The sequence below is a fragment of the Flectobacillus rivi genome, assembly GCF_030056655.1.
Lineage (GTDB): Bacteria > Bacteroidota > Bacteroidia > Cytophagales > Spirosomataceae > Flectobacillus > Flectobacillus rivi.
Genome location: NZ_JASHIE010000012.1, coordinates 40,180 through 59,253, shown reverse-complemented (window position 1 = coordinate 59,253; position 19,074 = coordinate 40,180). Strand labels below are relative to the sequence as shown.

16 protein-coding genes are annotated in these 19,074 nt (G+C 37.4%); 10 read left to right on the top strand and 6 right to left on the bottom strand.

The window, feature by feature from the left end:
* Nucleotides 1-2 precede the first annotated feature (2 nt).
* From QM481_RS17195 to QM481_RS17185, 3 genes are all read right to left on the bottom strand, one after another.
* Nucleotides 3-278 (bottom strand): hypothetical protein, encoded by a 276-nt coding sequence (locus QM481_RS17195; protein ID WP_095166977.1) that lies wholly within the window; start codon nucleotides 276-278, stop codon nucleotides 3-5.
* A gap of 71 nt (nucleotides 279-349) precedes the next feature.
* Entirely contained in the window at nucleotides 350-1,318 is a 969-nt protein-coding gene (locus tag QM481_RS17190) for a YheT family hydrolase (protein ID WP_283382627.1), read from the bottom strand.
* An 80-nt stretch (nucleotides 1,319-1,398) separates the two neighbouring features.
* Nucleotides 1,399-2,013, bottom strand: coding sequence for an IMPACT family protein (locus tag QM481_RS17185; RefSeq protein ID WP_283382626.1), 615 nt, complete (start codon nucleotides 2,011-2,013; stop codon nucleotides 1,399-1,401).
* A 425-nt stretch (nucleotides 2,014-2,438) separates the two neighbouring features.
* On the opposite strand from QM481_RS17185, the gene QM481_RS17180 reads away from it, so the two are divergent.
* The 3 genes from QM481_RS17180 to miaA all read left to right on the top strand — a co-directional run bounded on the left by QM481_RS17180 (nucleotide 2,439) and on the right by miaA (nucleotide 7,507).
* Complete coding sequence (locus QM481_RS17180; protein WP_283382625.1) at nucleotides 2,439-4,016, top strand: NFACT RNA binding domain-containing protein; 1,578 nt, start codon at nucleotides 2,439-2,441, stop codon at nucleotides 4,014-4,016.
* 591 nt (nucleotides 4,017-4,607) lie between these two features.
* Complete coding sequence (locus QM481_RS17175; RefSeq protein ID WP_283382624.1) at nucleotides 4,608-6,281, top strand: sodium/sugar symporter; 1,674 nt, start codon at nucleotides 4,608-4,610, stop codon at nucleotides 6,279-6,281.
* A gap of 314 nt (nucleotides 6,282-6,595) precedes the next feature.
* Nucleotides 6,596-7,507: a tRNA (adenosine(37)-N6)-dimethylallyltransferase MiaA gene (gene miaA / locus QM481_RS17170; protein ID WP_283382623.1), complete on the top strand. Its 912-nt coding sequence runs from the start codon at nucleotides 6,596-6,598 to the stop codon at nucleotides 7,505-7,507.
* 285 nt (nucleotides 7,508-7,792) lie between these two features.
* On the opposite strand, the gene QM481_RS17165 is transcribed toward miaA, so the two are convergent.
* A complete protein-coding gene (locus tag QM481_RS17165; RefSeq protein ID WP_166552946.1) occupies nucleotides 7,793-8,026 on the bottom strand; it encodes a hypothetical protein in 234 nt (77 codons plus the stop codon).
* A gap of 383 nt (nucleotides 8,027-8,409) precedes the next feature.
* Nucleotides 8,410-8,850, bottom strand: a complete 441-nt coding sequence (locus tag QM481_RS17160) for a GNAT family N-acetyltransferase (RefSeq protein WP_283382622.1) — start codon at nucleotides 8,848-8,850, stop codon at nucleotides 8,410-8,412.
* A gap of 304 nt (nucleotides 8,851-9,154) precedes the next feature.
* Here QM481_RS17160 and amaB point away from each other — a divergent pair, with 304 nt between their 5' ends.
* The 7 genes from amaB (at nucleotide 9,155) to QM481_RS17125 (ending at nucleotide 18,407) form a co-directional block, all read left to right on the top strand.
* Nucleotides 9,155-10,681, top strand: a complete 1,527-nt coding sequence (amaB, locus tag QM481_RS17155; protein WP_283382621.1) for an L-piperidine-6-carboxylate dehydrogenase — start codon at nucleotides 9,155-9,157, stop codon at nucleotides 10,679-10,681.
* Nucleotides 10,682-10,771: 90 nt separating this feature from the next.
* Complete coding sequence (locus QM481_RS17150; RefSeq protein ID WP_283382620.1) at nucleotides 10,772-11,689, top strand: DUF1338 domain-containing protein; 918 nt, start codon at nucleotides 10,772-10,774, stop codon at nucleotides 11,687-11,689.
* A 211-nt stretch (nucleotides 11,690-11,900) separates the two neighbouring features.
* Nucleotides 11,901-12,956 carry a saccharopine dehydrogenase family protein gene (locus tag QM481_RS17145; RefSeq protein WP_283382619.1) on the top strand — a complete coding sequence of 352 codons (1,056 nt, stop codon included), beginning with the start codon at nucleotides 11,901-11,903 and terminating at the stop codon, nucleotides 12,954-12,956.
* Between the two features lie 514 nt (nucleotides 12,957-13,470).
* Nucleotides 13,471-14,643: a PepSY-like domain-containing protein gene (locus QM481_RS17140; protein ID WP_283382618.1), complete on the top strand. Its 1,173-nt coding sequence runs from the start codon at nucleotides 13,471-13,473 to the stop codon at nucleotides 14,641-14,643.
* A gap of 104 nt (nucleotides 14,644-14,747) precedes the next feature.
* Nucleotides 14,748-16,052: a hypothetical protein gene (locus QM481_RS17135; RefSeq protein WP_283382617.1), complete on the top strand. Its 1,305-nt coding sequence runs from the start codon at nucleotides 14,748-14,750 to the stop codon at nucleotides 16,050-16,052.
* Nucleotides 16,053-16,471: 419 nt separating this feature from the next.
* Entirely contained in the window at nucleotides 16,472-17,026 is a 555-nt protein-coding gene (locus QM481_RS17130; protein ID WP_166552953.1) for an RNA polymerase sigma factor, read from the top strand.
* Nucleotides 17,010-18,407, top strand: coding sequence for an outer membrane beta-barrel protein (locus QM481_RS17125; RefSeq protein ID WP_283382616.1), 1,398 nt, complete (start codon nucleotides 17,010-17,012; stop codon nucleotides 18,405-18,407). The genes QM481_RS17130 and QM481_RS17125 overlap by 17 nt, the downstream gene beginning before the upstream one ends.
* A gap of 40 nt (nucleotides 18,408-18,447) precedes the next feature.
* On the opposite strand, the gene QM481_RS17120 is transcribed toward QM481_RS17125, so the two are convergent.
* Complete coding sequence (locus QM481_RS17120; protein ID WP_283382615.1) at nucleotides 18,448-18,909, bottom strand: DinB family protein; 462 nt, start codon at nucleotides 18,907-18,909, stop codon at nucleotides 18,448-18,450.
* Nucleotides 18,910-19,074 lie beyond the last annotated feature (165 nt).

Sequence of the window (19,074 nt, the reverse complement as noted above, 5' to 3'; positions counted from 1 at the left end):
TCTTAGGCTTCTAGTTTATGTTTAGTAATATCAAAATCTTCCTGACTCAGCTCATTGAGATGGTCACTGATAATAACACGCATCCATGGATTGTCCAGATGAGCGTCTATAAGTTCATAATAAGGTTTTGTTCCAACATATTGTTGAACAGCGAAGTCCAGTATCTTGGAAGGCTCTCCCGAACCTGTGTATAATAAGACAGCTATTTTACCAATCTTTCCGTTGGGTGACTTAAAATCAGTTTCATTGATTTTTAAGCCAGGAATATTATTATTCATAAGTAGATGTATTTTTCTTGTAAAAGTAAAGATATGTTTTGTATAATGCTAAACTATTTGTAGTCAAATGATTATCTACTATGGTTGCCCTTCACAAACTCCCAAGTTCGATAATCTCCCCAATAAATGCCATTTTGATTAGGAGCGTAAAAACCACAATGTCCGCCGTGAGCGGGATATTCACTGAAAAGGTAATTCGACTGTTTAGCTTTATCCAAAATCGCACAACTTTCTGATAATACAGGGTCGTTAGCGGCATTTAAGATTAATGAAGGAATCCTAATTTGGTCTACTACATGAATTGCACTACATGAATCATAATAGTCTGCGGCATTTTTGAGACCGTGCAAAGGCGCAATGTATTCTCCTGTAAACTCATCTAAGGTTTTGTATTTTTCAAATAATGAAAACCATTTCGGGTCAATCAACTCAGTTCTTTTTTGTAAAAAACGATGAAGTTTACTTTTAAAGCGATTCGCATAAAAGCCTTCAGCACCCATCGCATCCACGCTTCCTTGAATATCGGTAGGAACAGAGATCGCTACAACTGATTTAATTTCTTGGGCTATGTTTACACCTTGCTCTCCAGCATATTTGAGCGATATATTTCCACCTTTGCTATATCCCACCAACGTAATTTGCGTGTAGTGTTTCATCGCCAAGCAATGATTGATTACATACGCCAAATCTTGAGAATCACCATGCGTTGTTAGTCGCTCCAAACGATTATTTTCACCGCTAAGTCCTCTGTGATTCCAGCAGACCGCGTCCCAATGGTTTTGATTAAACAATTTTACCGCTCCCCAAATATAGGGCCTTGTAGAGTTTCCCAGAAATCCATGTGTAAAAATGACAAGCGATTTGCTAGGAACAGAACTTTTACTCCAATCCAAATCTAGAAAATCCCCATCAGGCAATTCTATGCGCTCACGTGTATAGTGCACTCCCTCAACCTTACGAAGCGTAGAAGGGTATATAGTCGAGAAATGTGGGTTTCTCCAGATATGTTTTGCTTTGTAAGATGACTCAATTAAAGGCATATTTTGGAAGTGATGAGTTTTGAGTGCGGAGTGTTGAATTTAGTAATTGCTTTTGATTGCTAATGGCTGAAAGCTCTTCGTCAGACTGTTGCGATATGTTCAATCTCAATTGGTTCGATTTTTTCGAGTTTCCCAATGATTTGATTAGTCATATTTCTACGAAATTCAAGTTGTAAAGTACATTGATTGTCAAAAAGCTGATTCTTGACTTTCAGCCCAAACTCTTTTACTACTTTCATCACATCATTCATTTGAACAAATTCAAAACGTACTTCATAAATCTCATTGACTGTTTTTTCAATGATTTCCGCATTGATTAAGGCTTCTTGAGTAGCTGTTTTATAGGCGTTAATCAGACCCGGAACGCCTAATAAAGTACCACCAAAATAACGAACGACTACTACCAAAATGTTAGTTATATCTTTTGACAATAAGACATTTAAAATTGGTTTTCCTGCCGAGCCAGACGGTTCTCCATCGTCGTTGACCCTAAAATTGGTACGATCTTGTCCCAAGCGATAGGCATAGCAATGATGAACCGCTTTGAAATGTTCCTTTTTGAGTTGGTCTACTAATTCTTTTACCTCTGACTCGTCTTCAATAGGATAGGCATAGGCAAAAAATTTACTGCCCTTATCTTTAAATAGCCCTTCAGCCGAGCCAGTAATAGTTTTGTAAGTATCTTCAAATAACATAAAATCTCAATTTTGTTAGCGCTTTCAGTTGTTGATAGGCTGTGCTCTTAGAATACGTTTAAAATTTTATTTGGCACTTAAAGAAAGAATAAAATTTCCCTTCGCCACACCTTACTTTTCTTGTCTTGCCACAAGAAAAGTAACAAAAGAAAGGCAAGAAATCCTAAACTCGCCTTCGGCTCAAACAGTAGGATTTCATAAAATTAAATACTTCAAATTATAAAGTTTGAGAATGATTTATGAATATCTACAAATTTACTTAAGTAATTGGAGAAAATGATGCTATCAAGGATGATACGTGTTTGACTTCGTTGCTGAATAGTTTGGAGCTACAGCATAAAGCATAATTATGCGTAACTTTGTGTTTTGAGATTGAAAACCGATATCGTATCAAATATCTGTTGGTACGATTAAAAGATATTGTAATGCAAACGAATTATTATTTTCTTCGACAGCTTTCGAAGCGATTGGAAGAGGAGTTGGTAGGTTTGGTATTTGCCGAATGTTTTTCGCAAGAAAAAGATGAATTGGTCTTAGGCTTTTGTACCGATGGAAAACAGTGGAGAAAAAAGCGTGATTTTTACATAAAAGCTGTTTTGCATCCTGATTTTGCCTGTTTGAATTTTCCTGATGATTTTCGTCGCGCTGGTCGAAATTCGGTGGATTTATTCAAGGAAATCAATGGTTTGAGGGTTGAAAGAGTTCAACAATTTTTGAATGAAAGGGCTTTTGCGCTGTATTTTGAAAACAATTTTACCCTGTTATTCAAAATGTACGGTAATCGCTCGAATATCGTCTTATTCGAAGGTGACGAGGTACTGGATTTGTTTCATAACAAATTGGTTGTCGATAATAACCTTTCTCTCCAAACACTCGACCGTCCGATTGATCAGAGTTTTGAGGCTTTTGTAGAGTCTAATGGACAACTCAATGCTTTGTTTCCAACTTTTGGAAAAGAAATCGTAAAGCTAATTCAGGGAAAAATTAAGGCATTAGAACAGCCGACTCTTGAACAGCAATGGGCAATAGTCCAAGAAATCCTTAAAGAGTTAGAAGCTTCTCAGTTTTATATCAAGACCATTGATTACCAGCCTGTGTTGTCGATGATACAAGAGGGTGGCGAATGGGTGAAAACCTTGACAGACCCTATTGTAGCGAGCAATGAACTGTACTATTCTTTTGCTCGAATCAATGTTTTTGACAAAGAAAAAGGGCAGTGTATTCGTCATTTACAAAAGCAAATCTCACGTACCCAAACTTATATTGATAAGTCATATACGCAGCTTTCGAGTTTGGAAGAGGATGTCAAACATGAAGAAATTGCCAACATCATTATGGCCAATTTACATGCGATTCCTGAGCGAACAGAGGTGATAGAGTTATATGATTTTTATCGTGATAAACCTATTAAAGTAAGGTTGAAGCCTGATTTGACTCCCCAAAAGAATGCTGAAAACTATTACCGAAAAGCCAAAAATGAAAAGATAGAAATCCAAAAACTCATGGAGAATATTGAGGCTAAAGAGGAGTTGATGCAAGAATTGCAGGGGCATATCAGCAAAGTGGAGGCAATCGAAAGTCTGCGAGAATTGCGAAAATACATTAAGAATAATGTTAGCGAGCAAACCGACAAACAGGTGCTGACAGTTCAAGATTTATTCAAATATGTAAATTATCAAGGTTGGGAAATCTTAATTGGTAAAAATTCTAGAAATAACGATTTGCTTACTCAACGATACGCCCGAAAAGAAGACCTATGGCTTCACGCTCGTGATGTATCTGGCTCACACGTGGTCATTCGCCGACAAGCGGGGAAGAAGTTTCCAGTAAATGTCATTGAAAAGGCAGCAGGAATTGCAGCTTATTATTCTAAACGAAAAAATGATACACTGTGCCCTGTGATTGTTACGCCAAAAAAATATGTTCGCAAAACCAAAGATTTGCTAGAAGGTCAGGTAATTGTGGATAAAGAGGAGGTAGTTTTGATTGAGCCAAGTTTGTAATTACCAGTAGAGACGTAATACTTTACGTCTCAAGCTGAGTCAGGCATAGCATATTAATAACAAAAAGCGGTCGGAAAATATTTTCCGACCGCTTTTTTGATGCTCCCATACTGGATTTTACTCAGTATAAGACGCAATCATTGCGTCTCTACCACGAGAATACAAATTTTAACATAATCACTCATTCGCTCAATCACTCAATCGCTAAATTGTTTGATGCAGTACAAATATGAATAGGCTTAAGGCGCAATCATTGCGTCTCTACAAAAAAATCACAAAATGATACACCTCGTACCTTAAATAAATTATTTTTTATATAAAAAAGTTGCAATTGTTGTTCTAACTAAAGTATTTTTACTATTGTAGAACAGTGTAGAACTGTATAAGATAATGTGCAATCATTTGAGCATCGAAAAAATTTGGATTATTCTTATAAAATCAGAATTAATTTCAAGTTTTTAAAGCAATAGTAATATAAGTATCCAGTAAATAAATACATATTGCCTTGTTTGTTTTGCCATTAAAATTGTAACTTTCAGATTCAAAATTTAATTTATCCCTGATTATAAACTATTCAAATCAATTCAACCCATGCACAAAGGACTGGAACTTATTGATTATCTGGTATTTCTCATTTATTTCGTGGTAGTGGCTGGCTATGGCTACTGGATTTATCAAAAGAAAAAATCAAAAGAAGCATCTTCTACAGATTTCTTCTTAGCTGAAGGTTCGCTTACATGGTGGGCAATTGGAGCATCGATGATTGCTTCAAACATTTCGGCAGAACAGTTCATTGGTATGGCTGGTAACGGCTATAAAATGGGTTTGGCAATTTCGACGTATGAATGGATGGCGGCGGCTACGCTTATTATTGTGGCGGTATTCTTTATGCCAATCTACTTGAAGAATAAAATCTTTACAATGCCTCAATTCCTGAAACAACGCTATAACTCTACCGTGAGTACGATTATGGCTGTTTTCTGGTTGATTTTATATGTTGTCGTAAACCTTACCTCTATCTTATATCTAGGTGCATTGGCAGTTTCGACCATCTCAGGTCTTGATTTTACTTTGTGTATGTGGGGATTAGCAATTTTTGCAGTAATCATTACACTAGGTGGTATGAAAGTAATTGGTTTTACAGACGTTATTCAGGTATTTTTCTTGATTTTAGGTGGTTTGTGTACTACTTACTTAGCCTTGACGTTGGTGTCAGACCAATTTGGTTCACAAGGTGCAATGGAAGGTTTGAGTCATATCTTCAATAAGGCAGATGACCATTTCCACATGATTTTGAAAAGAGATAATCCAAACTTTACTTCTTTGCCAGGTTTGACAGTGTTAGTAGGTGGTATGTGGATTGTGAACTTGAACTATTGGGGATGTAACCAGTATATCACACAGCGTGCTTTGGGTGCTTCGTTACCAGTAGCTCGTGAAGGTTTGTTGTTTGCAGGTTTCTTAAAATTATTGATGCCTATCATCGTAGTATTGCCAGGTATTGCTGCTTATGTATTGCACGCAAATGGTATGTTCCAACAAGAAATGCTTGGAGCTGATGGTACAGTAAACGCTGACCACGCTTATCCAGTATTGTTAAACTTGTTAACACCAGGCTTGAAAGGTTTGTCTTTTGCGGCATTAACTGCTGCTATTGTAGCATCTTTGGCTGGTAAAGCGAACTCTATCTCGACGATTTTTACCCTAGATATTTATCAAAAATTCTTTAATAAGGAGGCTTCTGAAGAGCAATTGGTAAAAACAGGTCGTATCGTGATTGTAATAGCTATGGTACTTGCTATTTTGATTTCTCCATATTTGGGTATCGATAAAAAAGGTGGTTTTGACTTTATTCAAGAAATGACTGGCTATGTATCTCCAGGTATCTTTGCGGTATTCTTGTTAGGTTTCTTCTGGAAACGTGCTAACTCGGCAGGTGCTATGGCTGCAACGATTGGTTCGGTTGTAATTTCATTGGTATTGAAAGATTTGCCAGAAATGACAGGTATGTATGATACTGTATTTTACTCATCATTCTTGGATGGAGAAGGACATCATATCATTCCATTCCTTGACCGTATGGGCTTAACGTTCTTAATCTGTGTGTTGATGATGGTAGTATTAGGTTTGGCAGATTCGTCAACAAAAGATGGTGAGAAAGCGTTGAAAATCGATGCTTCTATGTTCAAAACTAACACGACATTTGCAGTTGGAGCTTCTGTGATTATTGCTATTCTTGTGGTTCTTTACACAGTATTCTGGTAGTTTTTTAACAGAAATAACATAGATAGAATCTTGTAGGGTTAAGTTTGATAGATTAATGAGATAAAATATTCGTAATTAAAACTCGTCAAATTTATTTAAGTAATTCCGAATTATTTAACTAGGATGATTCTGTCAATTTTATCAAAAAGCGGTCGAAAATTATTTTTTCGACCGCTTTTTTGGTTTTATAATTCTTGATATAAGTCGGTTTAAGACGCAAAGTATTGCCTCTCTACAGCAAGAATCCAAAATTTAAAATAATCACTCAATCAGTCAATCGCAAATCACTAAATGTTTTGTTGTAATTTTGTAGTATGTCAAATTCGTCAAAATATTTAATTATCATTGCTGGACCAACTGCCGTTGGCAAAACAGACCTATGTGTCAGGCTTGCTAAACACTTCGATACAGAAGTGGTTTCGGCAGATTCTCGACAGTTTTATCAAGAATTAGCTATTGGAACGGCTAAGCCTACCTCCGAGGAAATGCAGGGGGTAAAACACCATTTTATCGATTCTCACAGTATTGCCGATTATTACTCTGTTGGCGATTACGAACGTGATTGTTTGGCAGTATTAGAAGAAATTTTTACTCGTAAAGATGTAGCCATTTTGACTGGAGGTTCGGGGATGTTTATCAAAATCGTAACCGATGGACTCGACGAAATGCCTGAGGCGGATTTGGAGCTCCGCGAGTCATTAATGAAGCGTTTGGAAACGGAAGGGCTTGAAAGTTTATCAGCTCAATTGCGCGAGCTTGATCCCGTTTATTTTGAAGAAGTAGACCAACAAAATCCTCAAAGAATTGTCAGAGCCCTAGAAGTCTGTTTAGCTACGGGACAGCCTTTTTCGGCTTTTCGTAAAAATCAAAAAAAGGAAAGACCATTTGAGTGTATCAAAATCGCCCTTGAACGACCACGGGAAGAATTATACGCTCGTATTGATTTACGAATGGATTTGATGCTGGCGCAAGGGCTAGAAGAGGAGGCAAGAAACGCTTTGCCATACCGAGAGCATTATGCCTTAAAAACAGTGGGCTACAAAGAGATTTATGAGCATTGGGATGGTCAGTATGACCGTGACGAGATGGTGCGTTTGCTTAAAAGAAATACTCGTCGCTATGCCAAACGCCAATTGACATGGTTTCGAAACCAAGATGATTTCCAATGGTTCGATCCAAAACAAGAGGCAGAAATAGTGAAATACATTGAAAATGTAATGTTGTAAAAGGAAGTTATGATAATGGCATATTAGTTAAACATATTTTGAATAAAAATCCCGAAAGCCGAGTGCCAAAAGCTCAACGCCATCATAACAAATGTAGCGGCCTCTATTAGAAGTCGCTACAAAAGAATCCTTAAACCAAAACTAAATTTAAAATCTGAGCTTTCCAACATTCAAATTTGATTGAATGAGGACGCAATATCTTGACGAAAAGCCACTATGATTTTGGTGAAATAGTGTATTTACACAAAATCATTAAGACTTCTCTAAAATCTTCTTTGTAAAAAATTAACCTTTATTTTGTTGAAAAACTGTCCCTAAAACAGTAGCTCCCATGGCAACAAGCTTACTTTTTTCCTTAAGCTTTGCAATTGAAATGGTACTCTTTGTTTTAGTTTCTTTAGCGACCTTCTTCTCCGTTTTCTTTGGGGCTAATAGGTTATGAGGAAATCCAATAGCTAACGACTCGAAATTAACCGAAGTTGCAATTACAAAAGAGGTCAATACTATGAGCTTTTTCATGTGACTTGTAAGTTTTTTAGTGCTTTGAATCGTTAGTCGCTCAAGGCGATTTTTAATTACAATTCAAAGTTATAGGTTTTGTATAGTATTATGCAATACATAGTACCGTTTTTATTCCAGAAAACAGGATGAGTGGTAATCTGTTTGGATGAATGGTTGGCCTATTTGTCCATAAGATGCAGCTGGTAGAAGGAAAGTTGCAGGATGGCTGAAATATTTTTTCAACTATTTTCAAAAAAGAAATTTAAAGAGTTGTTATGTGTTGTAAATCAATGGATTATGTGATTTTGTTGGCTGAGATAAACTATTGTGCTGTTGGAAAATAATGTAAGATAGGTATGATATTATCCTCAACTTTAGCCTAATATCATTATCATACCGCTTTATAAAAACTTCTGTAATAAAATCCGACTTTGTTCGATTGGCTCACGTTTTTCAAAATCGATGATGTGAAAACCATTAGAAATACCAAAAATCTGCATAGCTTTTAGGTAATTTCTGGTTTTGAAGATAATGCTAGAATACCCTTCTTTTTTTGCCCAATCTTCCATTTGATCTGCTAAATTTTTAGCAATTTTTTGTTTTCGATACGCTGGCAATACAGCTCCCATCCAACTATAAAATGAACCATCGTCGCTTTTTTGATAGCCAGCTTTAAAGCCTACAGGTATGTCTTCGTCATAAGCCACAAGGATGAGATGTTTAGGTGAATGATCAAAACGCTCTTGGTAAACATCCTTGGCATACAGATTTTCAAACTCGGGGATACCCGCCGAAATGCTTAAAATGTCTTCTACGGTTCCTTGTCGATAAGATATTTGCATATTTTTTTAATTTTTTTTCGTGCCACAAAGATAATTTTCATCTGAGTTAAATACCATACTTCCAAATTTTAGGATAGCCTAAAATTTTTTAGACTTAGAAAAGTAATATTTTTTGACTTTTGTTGCGTATATCTTATAGCGTTCAATCTGCTTGAAAATGTTTGGAAATTTGAATAATAGCCCCTAGATTTCGAAAAAATCAATTCAACGATATTCCTGTCAATCATTTGACAATCTTTATTATATCCTAATGAAAAATTGGGGCTGAATGCTATTGCCCTTTTACAACAAACTATTGTAAACTATGCATGAATTACTCAAATCGCTGGGCATTGCTCAGTTGAATCATGGTACAAGCACAGGACTCAAATCATGGTCTTCGGGCGATACGGTGATTGATTCTTTTTCGCCTGTTGATGCTGAACTAATAGCCCAAGTATATCAGACTACTCAGGAAGATTATGAGTTAGTTTTGAGCAAAGCACAAAATGCCGGTACTGAATGGCGGAATATACCAGCACCAAAGCGTGGTGAAATAGTACGCCAAATGGGAGAGGCTTTTCGTAAGCATAAGGATAACTTAGGAAAGTTGGTTTCCTATGAAATGGGGAAAAGTCTTCAAGAAGGCCTTGGCGAAGTTCAAGAAATTATTGATATCTGTGATTTTGCCGTAGGACTTTCTCGTCAGTTGTATGGACTGACCATGCACTCCGAGCGACCCTCGCATCGTATGTATGAGCAATGGCATCCACTTGGCGTTGTTGGTATTATCTCTGCCTTTAATTTCCCTGTAGCCGTTTGGTCGTGGAATGCTATGTTGGCGTGGGTTTGTGGGAATGTTTGTGTTTGGAAGCCTTCTGAAAAAACACCACTGACAGCTATTGCTTGTCAGCATATTATTTCGGAGGTATTACGTCAAAATCATCTTCCCGAAGGATTATCTTCGATTATTACGGGCAAGGCTCAAGTGGGAGATTGGTTGGTATCAGACAAACGTGTAGCCTTGATTTCTGCGACAGGTTCTACACGCATGGGACGTGCGGTAGGAACTAAAGTTGCCGAACGTTTTGGTAAATGTCTTCTAGAATTAGGCGGAAACAATGCCATAATCATTACCGAAAATGCTGATTTAAACATCGCAATTCCTGCTGTGGTATTTGGTGCAGTGGGTACCGCTGGACAGCGTTGTACGAGTACTCGCCGATTGATTATCCACGATTCTATTTATCAACAAGTAAAAGAGCGTTTGGTTAAAGCTTATGCCCAGTTACGAATCGGAAATCCGCTTGATGCTCACAATCACGTTGGCCCATTGATTGATAAAGATGCTGTTAGGGCATACTTGTCAGCAGCTGCGCAAGTGGTAGAGCAAGGTGGAAAAATGCTCATCGATGCGGAGGTTTTGGAAGGTGCGGGTTTTGAGTCGGAATGCTATGTACGACCATGTATTGCCGAAGCCAAACCTGATTTTGCGATAGTTCAGCACGAAACATTTGCGCCAATTCTTTACTTACTATCTTATAGTACAATAGATGAAGCTATTGCGATTCAGAACAATGTGCCACAAGGACTTTCATCGGCAATTTTTACCTTAAACCTTCGTGAAGCCGAACAGTTTCTATCAGCAAATGGCTCAGACTGCGGTATCGCCAATGTCAATATTGGTACCTCGGGTGCTGAAATTGGTGGTGCTTTTGGAGGAGAAAAAGAAACAGGTGGAGGAAGAGAGTCAGGCTCAGATGCTTGGAAATCTTATATGCGTCGCCAAACAAATACCATCAATTATGGTACTTCGTTGCCCTTGGCACAAGGAATAAAATTTGATTTTTAAATGGGAAAATAACGATTGGGTTTTTAAAAGATAGAGTCCTTCGTCCAGATTTTATAACAAACTAATAAACTATTAACTAATTAAGCATTTATGAAAAATCAAGAAGAGATAACTCAAACGCTGATGAATCAGCTTTGGCAGAACTATTGTCAACGAGTGAGTTATGCACGTGCGTATGCCGACATGGTTTTGGAAAAAGGTGGACAAGTGGTCAACGACCACTGTGCATTCCGTACATTTAATACTTTTACAGGAGAACAAAAAGCAGGAATTACAGCCATTTCGGAGGTATTAGAAAGTTTGGGTTACGAAAAAATTGCACCTTATTCTTTTCCTTCAAAGCATTTGAATTCTTTTCATTATCAGCATCCGACGAATATTAATTTTCCGAAATTCTTTGTAACTCAACTTGAGGTAGCAGAATTGCCTTCAGAAACACAAGCACTGATTAATGAAGCAGTGGCTTCTGGAGAAGATGCTCTTGCAGGAGATGCGCGTAACTATTTGGCTGAACTTGCTGAAAGTAAAGAGTTATCTGATGACAAAGCCGAAGTTTTGATTACTGCATTGGTGAAATTCTTTGGTCGTCCTTGGAAGCCCGCTAAAAAAAGCACGATTCTGGAAGTAAATAAGGTATCTCAGTTTGCTGCGTGGACTTTGTTGCATGGTAATTCGGTAAATCACTTTACGGCTTATATCAACTATCAAAAAGTTGAAGGATGGGATGATATAGAGTCAACCATGAAAGGTTTGGAAGATGCGGGTATCCCAATCAAACCTGCTATTGAAGGTGCCAAAGGAAGCAAACTTCGTCAAAGTTCTACCCAAGCAGTAGACGAACTTTGTCCTGTAATAGAAGAAGATGGAAGCGAAGGAGAATTGCTATGGTCTTATGCCTATTACGAACTAGCAGAGCGTAATTATATCGAGCAAGATGGACAACAAGTTTGGTTTGATGGCTTCTTAGGTGAACAAGCTACGAACCTTTTTGAAATGACTAAGAGATAGTTTTTTAGGCACTAGGGGAGAGGGTTTAGGGGATAGTAGAGACGCAATGCTTTGCGTCTTAGGGATAGTTGTAATTGGTACAAAGGTTTTAGTCACTAAATAGATGATAGGGGTGAGGGTGTTAGTAATAAATTACATTAACAATTCATCACTAATCTGCCTAACCCCTCTTTGCCTATCCCCTTTCTCCTCATTTAAACATTAATTTTCTATGAAAAAAATACTTGTAATTGGAATGGGAAAAGTGGGCTCTTTGGTAGGAGTGTTACTTTCGAAAAGATTTGAGGTGACTGGTCTTGACAAAAATGGACCTGCCACTGAAGTTGGTTTTCCAACAATCAAGGGGGATGTTACGGATCGTACATTACTCGAAAAACTAATACCAGATTTTGATGCAGTGGTATCTTGTATGCCCTACAATCTGAATTTGGCCATAGCCGAAACAGCTTATCAGTCAGGCAAACATTATTTTGACTTGACTGAAGATGTTCCTACGACAACCGCTATTCGTGAAATGGCAGCTCGTGGAAGCCGCGCCGTTTTGGCACCACAGTGCGGTTTGGCGCCTGGCTTTATTGGTATTGTAGGTGCTGATTTGGCAAATCGCTTTACACGTTTGAGAGATATTGAGCTTCGTGTTGGCGCTTTACCAAAATACCCTAATGGCTTATTGGGTTATTCATTTACATGGTCGCCTGCTGGGGTAATCAACGAATATATCAATGACTGTGAGGTGATTCATAATGGCAAAGTCAAACTAGTTCCAGCATTAGACGGTCTCGAAACCATCAATATCGAGGGAATGGAATTTGAAGCCTTTAGTACTTCTGGTGGTTTGGGTACGATGTGCGAAACTTACGCAGGAAAGGTAGATACGCTTAATTACAAAACGATTCGCTATCCTGGACATGGCAAACTAATGCGTTTCCTTTTGTATGAATTAATCTTGAAAGATCGTCGTGAGTTAATTGAGGAAATTCTTACAGAAGCTAAACCCCCTGTTCAGGAAGATGTGGTTTATGTTTATGCCGTGGTTGAAGGCTGGAAAAACGACCGTATCGAGCGTGAAGAGTTTTATCGTGCCTATTCGCCAATCAAGATTGATGGGAAACATTGGCGAGCGATTTCATGGACAACAGCAGCTTCAATTGTTGCGGTGGTAGAACTAGTAGCCGATGGCAAACTGCCACAAACAGGTTTTATCAAACAAGAAGATATACCTCTAGCAGATTTGCTAGCCACAACGACTGGGCAATATTTTAGCTAAGTAATAGGTGTGATTGTAAGATATTAATTATCAATATTTTATAATCACACCTGTTGGCTTATTTCGAATTTTGAAGCTAGGAAGATGATACTATCTTTCATAATAAAATCTCTTAAGACGCAAAGCATTGCATCTCTACAGTTATAATACAAATGTTAAAATAATTACTAAATCCCTCAATTAGGGATGACTCATGTCTAAAGTACATTAAAGATTCCAATCCAATATCTCTACCTTTTTAAGAATTTTTAACAAACAGTGCAACCCTTCTTTTTCCCTTCCTGTCAATATCATTGAATTCAACAAGCCCATATATCTGATGCTGAATATTTTGGAAAATCTTCAACCATGGATGTATACCACACCCTACACTTCGAAACGTTTTGAAATAAAGCCATAGCTTTTTGCTATGATCAACAAAATATTTCTATCCATTGGGGAGTCAAACTAGAAAATCGGTATCTGGCCAACTGCTGAGAAAATCTTTTGACAATCCATAAGTCCGTAATCGAACATGAAAAAGTTCCTTTTATTTTCAGCACTCATGAGTGCAATTTTATTGGCAAGTTGTGAACCAGAACAAATTGCCGTTGATAACAGTACCAACAATTCAACTGTAATTCCTTCAGCAGTACGTTTAGCGGTTAGTAGCAACTTCCCGCAGGCAGCACAGGTAAACTACACGACGCTTAGTACAAGTACCACGTACGGGGTAGACTTGAAAGTGAGTGGAAAAAGTATGGAGTTGACAATTTCGGCAAATGGAACAGTTTTGAGTTCATTTAGCCTTTCGGACGATACGACTAAGGTTTCTTTACCTGCTAATGTTACAACCTATCTTAATACTAACTATGCAGGGTATAAATTGGAGCGCGTTGCAGCAGGAAAAGACAAAGATGGCAATACGCTTTATAAAGTTTTGATAGAATGGAATGATCAAAAAGTGACAGTAGTATTTGATGCCAATGGCGCTTTTGTAGCAGAATTCAAAGAACCTAAACGCACTGGACAAATTAAAGGTAAGTTTAGAAAATTCTATTCTGTGAGCTATGACCAGCTACCAGCAACAATTCAAACCCAATTAACAGGTTATACTTTTGTGCGAGCTGCTGCCAATGCCGACTCTACAGGCAATAAATTTTACTTTGTGCTTGCCAAAAAAGATAGTGTTTTCTATGAGTTTTCGTACGATAACGCAGGCAAATTGTTGACAACTAAAACGTATGCCCCTGCTGTTCGTAAAATTGAAGATAAGAATCTCAAACAATCTGAACTTCCAGCTAACATTACCGCTTATTTGAGCGCCAATTATGCTTCTTGGAAATACGAAAAAGGTATTGAAATTATCAAAAACGGAGCAGTAGATTCTTACTATATTTCTTTATCGAGTGATAAAAAACTAGTATTTCTAACTTTTGATGCTTCTGGCAATTTAACAAAAACTGTTAGTGGAGAATTGAAACTTCCTAAATTTGAGGACATTAAGTTAACGGCTGATGTGTTGCCTGCTATTATAACTAGCTATCTCAATACTACCTATTCAGGCTGGTCGCTCGATAAAGCAATAGCATTCAAAATAGATGGTGTAATCGAATCTTATTACTTACATATCGTTGTGGGTACAAGTAAATATCATTTATATTTTGATAAAGATGGGAAATTTTTGGTGGCAAAAATTGATAAATAGATAACTTAGCAGAAAGCTTTCTGCTTGAGCATTCAACCACATAAAATAAAGACAGACAACAAGGAAGATTTCAGCTTGCTAACGCTTTCTTGACATAAATCATAATGAAGTTTTTTATAAAACATATTGCCATTTTATTAAGCGTAGTGAGTTTATTGCTGGGATGTGACGAAATCAAAAAAGATGTTGTCAGTATCACACCAGTCAATACTCAACCTGCACTTTGGGATATTCATACGCTTTATACAGCTCCGTCGAATATGGTGACGATTAATGTCAAAGATTTTTTGAAAAATATGACAGGTCATGCCATTAAAATCGAAAAAAACGGGGCGTTCGGAAAAGCGTATTTTACCACCAATGGCAAGTTTATCGTGTATGTGCCCGACTCTACAGTGTCGGATGCTACCGATATGCTGATTTTGAGTGTTGTTAACCTAGATACTCAAAAGCAAGTCAAAGATAGCATCTGGGTAAAAGTGACCAACAATTGGGACAAAGTTCCATGCAACGCAGGCGTTATGCCAGACTTGTTTCATTGTCTCAATAAAGGTACAGAATGTGTGTTGGATGTCTTGAAAAATGACCGTTACTGTAATGCAATTTTAGATTCGGCAAGTCTTCAGATTGCTTTTGACCCATTGTTTGGGTCGGCTGTAGTCAAAAATAACCGAATTGTTTATACCCCCAAAAAAGACTACGACGGACCCGATTTATTATTTTATCGGGTCTGTTCGGCAGGCACTCAGGGTATTTGTATGACAGCAGCGGTAAAATTAGATGTGGAAGGTTCCTTGGTTAGAGCTTGTACTACGAGTCTGTTGCCAAACTATTATGTGATTCCGAGTAATAGTCCGAAGGTACAATTAGATGTTTTGTCGAATGATAATCTGTGCTCTACTTACAATGCCAATACGCTCAAAATAACGAAATGGCCAAAATATGGTACAGCCAGTGTCAATAATGGCAAAATCGACTATGAGCCAGCAACATCAAGTTTTCCTGGTTATCTAACACAAATAGATGATTATTTAGAATATACGCTTTCTGATAAATATGGTGTTTCCTCGCCTAGTGTGTGGGTAAAAGTAAGTCAGATTCGTGCGATTACTTGTGATGCCAAATTTGATAATGGCGTAATGGAGGTTTCGGAAACTATTGTTCAAGCCACACCATTTGAAGTTCCTTACCAACTTTATGTTTCATCTTGCGCCGAGATTGCTTCGATAAGCATCTCAGAGCAGGGGTCTCATGGAACTGCGTATGTAAAAGGTGCCAAAATTTACTATCAAATCAGCGCTTGGGATAAAGACAAAGGCAAAGATCGAGACGATCAAATTAAAATAAAATTGACTACAGCTCAAGGAAAAGAACTGAGCGCCAATTTTAAGATTAAAATCAAAAAATAAAGACGCATTTGGATTCATAAATAATTATACAAGTGGTTTGAATGTAAAGGCTTTCCCGAATTTCGGGAGAGTCTTTCTCGTAAATCAAATATTGTGATTGAAGTAGTTTTTCCCTTTTATATTTTCTAGAAAAACACTAATACTTCGTCACATTTACCCAGATGATATACCGAATAAAAGAATACCTATCCTAATTCGTTAGAATAGGTATTAAATAAAACTTGTTAGTCTTAAAATGATGATTACCAATAAATTACCCTCTTTTTTGTTGCTAACAAAACACTATTATGCAAAACAAGATTGGATTAATGAATATGTAAAATGTTGATATTTAAAACTTTACATTCGCAATTCATAACTCACAATTCTGCATTAATACTTAGGTGAGTAATCACTTAATGAAACTAATTGCCAACTGAATGATAAATGAACAGGATTTAGTCAGAGCCTGCCAGCGGAATGATCGCAAAGCCCAGACTGCCTTTTACAATATGTATAAGGGCAAGTTGATGGGTGTTTGTCGTCGTTATGCCCGTTCGAAAGAGGAGGCTGAAGACATTTATCAAGAAGCATTTGTCAAGATTTTTAATAACATTAAGTCTTTAGAAAAGCCAGAGGCTGTTGGCGCATGGGTACGTAAAACCGTTATTCATACTGCCATTAATTACTATCATGCAAATTTAAAATTTCAACAAAATACGGATTATGAAACAGTTGTACTCAGCAATGATGATTACCCGAATATTTTAGCAACACTCTCAAGCGAAGATTTACTAGCACTTATTCATCAACTTCCCGATGGCTATCGTATGGTTTTTAACCTATATGTAGTAGATGGCTATAATCACAATGAGATAGGGCAGATGCTTGGAATAAGCGAGAATACCTCCAAGTCGCAACTGTCTCGTGCAAAAGAGTTGCTCCGTAAACAACTAAAAAAACTGGGAATCGTCAGCTATGAACGCATCCAATAATGATATAGACCCCTTTGAAGGCTTTTTCCACGATAAGTTCAATGATTTTGAATCTGAAGTGGACGACGCGCTTTGGGCTAACATAGAGCCTCAATTGCCGTTACCTTCTTTCTCACGACTTATGCTTTGGCATTTGGCGGCGGCAGTGGTGTTGTTACTGCTGTCGTTTGGTCTATTGTCAAGATTTATGATCTCTCCAAACTCAGAAGTGAGTCATGTAACAACAGAACAAACGCATCAAAATACGGGAGCCCAGAGTACTAATACCTCAAAGACTGAATCAAATCAAGGTTTTGACAAAAGCATATCCCATACTCAAAGTACTGAGATAAACGCTCATAATGCCAATCCTGAAGTGGTAAAAGAACAAAAAGAGGAAGGTTTAGTAAAAAATAAAAAGGCAAACTCTATTGTCGAATATTCAACAACAAGCACAAATAGTAATATTGATGAGCCTGTAGCAAGCTCAAATATTGGAAAGAGAAACACCACGAAGTCTGGAGGTGTAGTAATTGCAAAATCTTTGAAAAGAGCGCAAAAGACTTTAAAAACAAAAGTCATTCCTTCGACTATGTCTACAGATGAATATGATAGAATTGTTCGTGCAACACATAATACAGGAGATTATTTGTCAACTTCAGAAGAGGCTTTAGAGCCTAATTTAGAAATTCTAGCCTTAAAAGAACCTGTGGATTTATCGGTGAAATTTAACAAAGCTCGTATTAAAGCGCAACAACGTAAACCTAATCGATATTTCCAACCAAGCAAGCCAGTATCCTTGTATTTTAGTGCAATGCCATTGGTTAATTACTACACGATTACCCCAAATGGCTCAGATTCAAAATATGTGCACAATATTGAGGTAGATGACGATAATAGTCGCATAGGGGTATATCTTCAGGCTGGCTTGAAGTTTACGCTGTCTGATAGATTACAACTAAAAACGGGTATTTCTTATACCAAATCTAGTCAAAGTATTAGTTTCAAAGTTCGAACAGATTCTTTGGTGGTTCGTAGTGTAGATAACCAAACAGCAGATGTGGCTTTTGAAGAACAAAGCAAAACGTATGCTTTGTCATCGCATTATATCGGTACACGAGTTGACTTGGAATATACCTTTTTGAAAGGCGACGCCCTAAGTCATCATGTGTTACTAGGTATGGAAGGAAATACTAGTTTGAATGGCACTGCGGCTGGTAAAATCAATAGCTTTTTGAATATTGGCTATGGCATAAGTCGTCAAATAGGAGACAATGCCTATCTTTTTATTGAGCCGACTATGAGTATTGCGCTCAACCACCAATCAGATGCAAGTGCTCTTTTGCTGGTAAGACCTAATAAAATTGGCTTTAATATTGGGCTCAATTTTAAGATAAAATAATTTATCCTAATGAATGGAGCGTGCTTTGAGAGAGCACACTCTATTCTTTAAACATCACCCCCAATTGCTTCAAATGATGATCTAAGTGACATAAATAATCTTGTGCTACTTCCCATAGGGTAGGATAGGCATCAGGCACTGCTTCTTTTGTCCAATTTGTTAAAACTTGATATTTTTCTTCTGGTAAGTTTGCCAATACCCGCACTAGATGCTTATTAAGCAGTCTCCATAATTCCAGCAAATCTTCAGAAGGATAAGTCTGATAATCAGCCGATTTTACCCAAATATTCTGCTCATAAATAATCTGTGCTTTGGATTGATACTGACCTACTACAAAGCGACGAATATTGTTTTGTGCCGAGTCAATCAAATGTCCAAGCACCTCTTTCTTACTCCATTTTTCAGGTGAGCTTTTCAACGATAGTGATTCTTCAGATTGGGATTGCCAATAGGCACTCACAAGGTCTATTCTGTAACTCAGCGATTCAAGTAGTTCTTTCATGTGTATAAACGAGTTATGAGATGAAGATAAAAAGGGAGTTAAAAAGTTCAAACTGCTTCATTTTCAAATCATCAAATTACCAAATTTTCAAATCAAAAATACTTTTTCTAAGATAACAAAAAAAAGACTACACTCACAGAGCATAGTCTTTTATGGATAACCAGA

Bases quoted from the DNA above. Each gene is read 5' to 3' on its own strand.
- QM481_RS17185 (WP_283382626.1), bottom strand. From the start codon at position 2,013: ATGTTATTTGAAGATACTTACAAAACTATTACTGGCTCGGCTGAAGGG.
- miaA (WP_283382623.1), top strand. From the start codon at position 6,596: ATGTCAAATTCGTCAAAATATTTAATTATCATTGCTGGACCAACTGCC.
- QM481_RS17140 (WP_283382618.1), top strand. From the start codon at position 13,471: ATGAAAAAGTTCCTTTTATTTTCAGCACTCATGAGTGCAATTTTATTG.
- QM481_RS17150 (WP_283382620.1), top strand. From the start codon at position 10,772: ATGAAAAATCAAGAAGAGATAACTCAAACGCTGATGAATCAGCTTTGG.
- amaB (WP_283382621.1), top strand. From the start codon at position 9,155: ATGCATGAATTACTCAAATCGCTGGGCATTGCTCAGTTGAATCATGGT.
- QM481_RS17195 (WP_095166977.1), bottom strand. From the start codon at position 278: ATGAATAATAATATTCCTGGCTTAAAAATCAATGAAACTGATTTTAAG.
- QM481_RS17180 (WP_283382625.1), top strand. From the start codon at position 2,439: ATGCAAACGAATTATTATTTTCTTCGACAGCTTTCGAAGCGATTGGAA.
- QM481_RS17175 (WP_283382624.1), top strand. From the start codon at position 4,608: ATGCACAAAGGACTGGAACTTATTGATTATCTGGTATTTCTCATTTAT.
- QM481_RS17125 (WP_283382616.1), top strand. From the start codon at position 17,010: ATGAACGCATCCAATAATGATATAGACCCCTTTGAAGGCTTTTTCCAC.
- QM481_RS17145 (WP_283382619.1), top strand. From the start codon at position 11,901: ATGAAAAAAATACTTGTAATTGGAATGGGAAAAGTGGGCTCTTTGGTA.
- QM481_RS17120 (WP_283382615.1), bottom strand. From the start codon at position 18,909: ATGAAAGAACTACTTGAATCGCTGAGTTACAGAATAGACCTTGTGAGT.
- QM481_RS17190 (WP_283382627.1), bottom strand. From the start codon at position 1,318: ATGCCTTTAATTGAGTCATCTTACAAAGCAAAACATATCTGGAGAAAC.
- QM481_RS17165 (WP_166552946.1), bottom strand. From the start codon at position 8,026: ATGAAAAAGCTCATAGTATTGACCTCTTTTGTAATTGCAACTTCGGTT.
- QM481_RS17130 (WP_166552953.1), top strand. From the start codon at position 16,472: ATGATAAATGAACAGGATTTAGTCAGAGCCTGCCAGCGGAATGATCGC.
- QM481_RS17160 (WP_283382622.1), bottom strand. From the start codon at position 8,850: ATGCAAATATCTTATCGACAAGGAACCGTAGAAGACATTTTAAGCATT.
- QM481_RS17135 (WP_283382617.1), top strand. From the start codon at position 14,748: ATGAAGTTTTTTATAAAACATATTGCCATTTTATTAAGCGTAGTGAGT.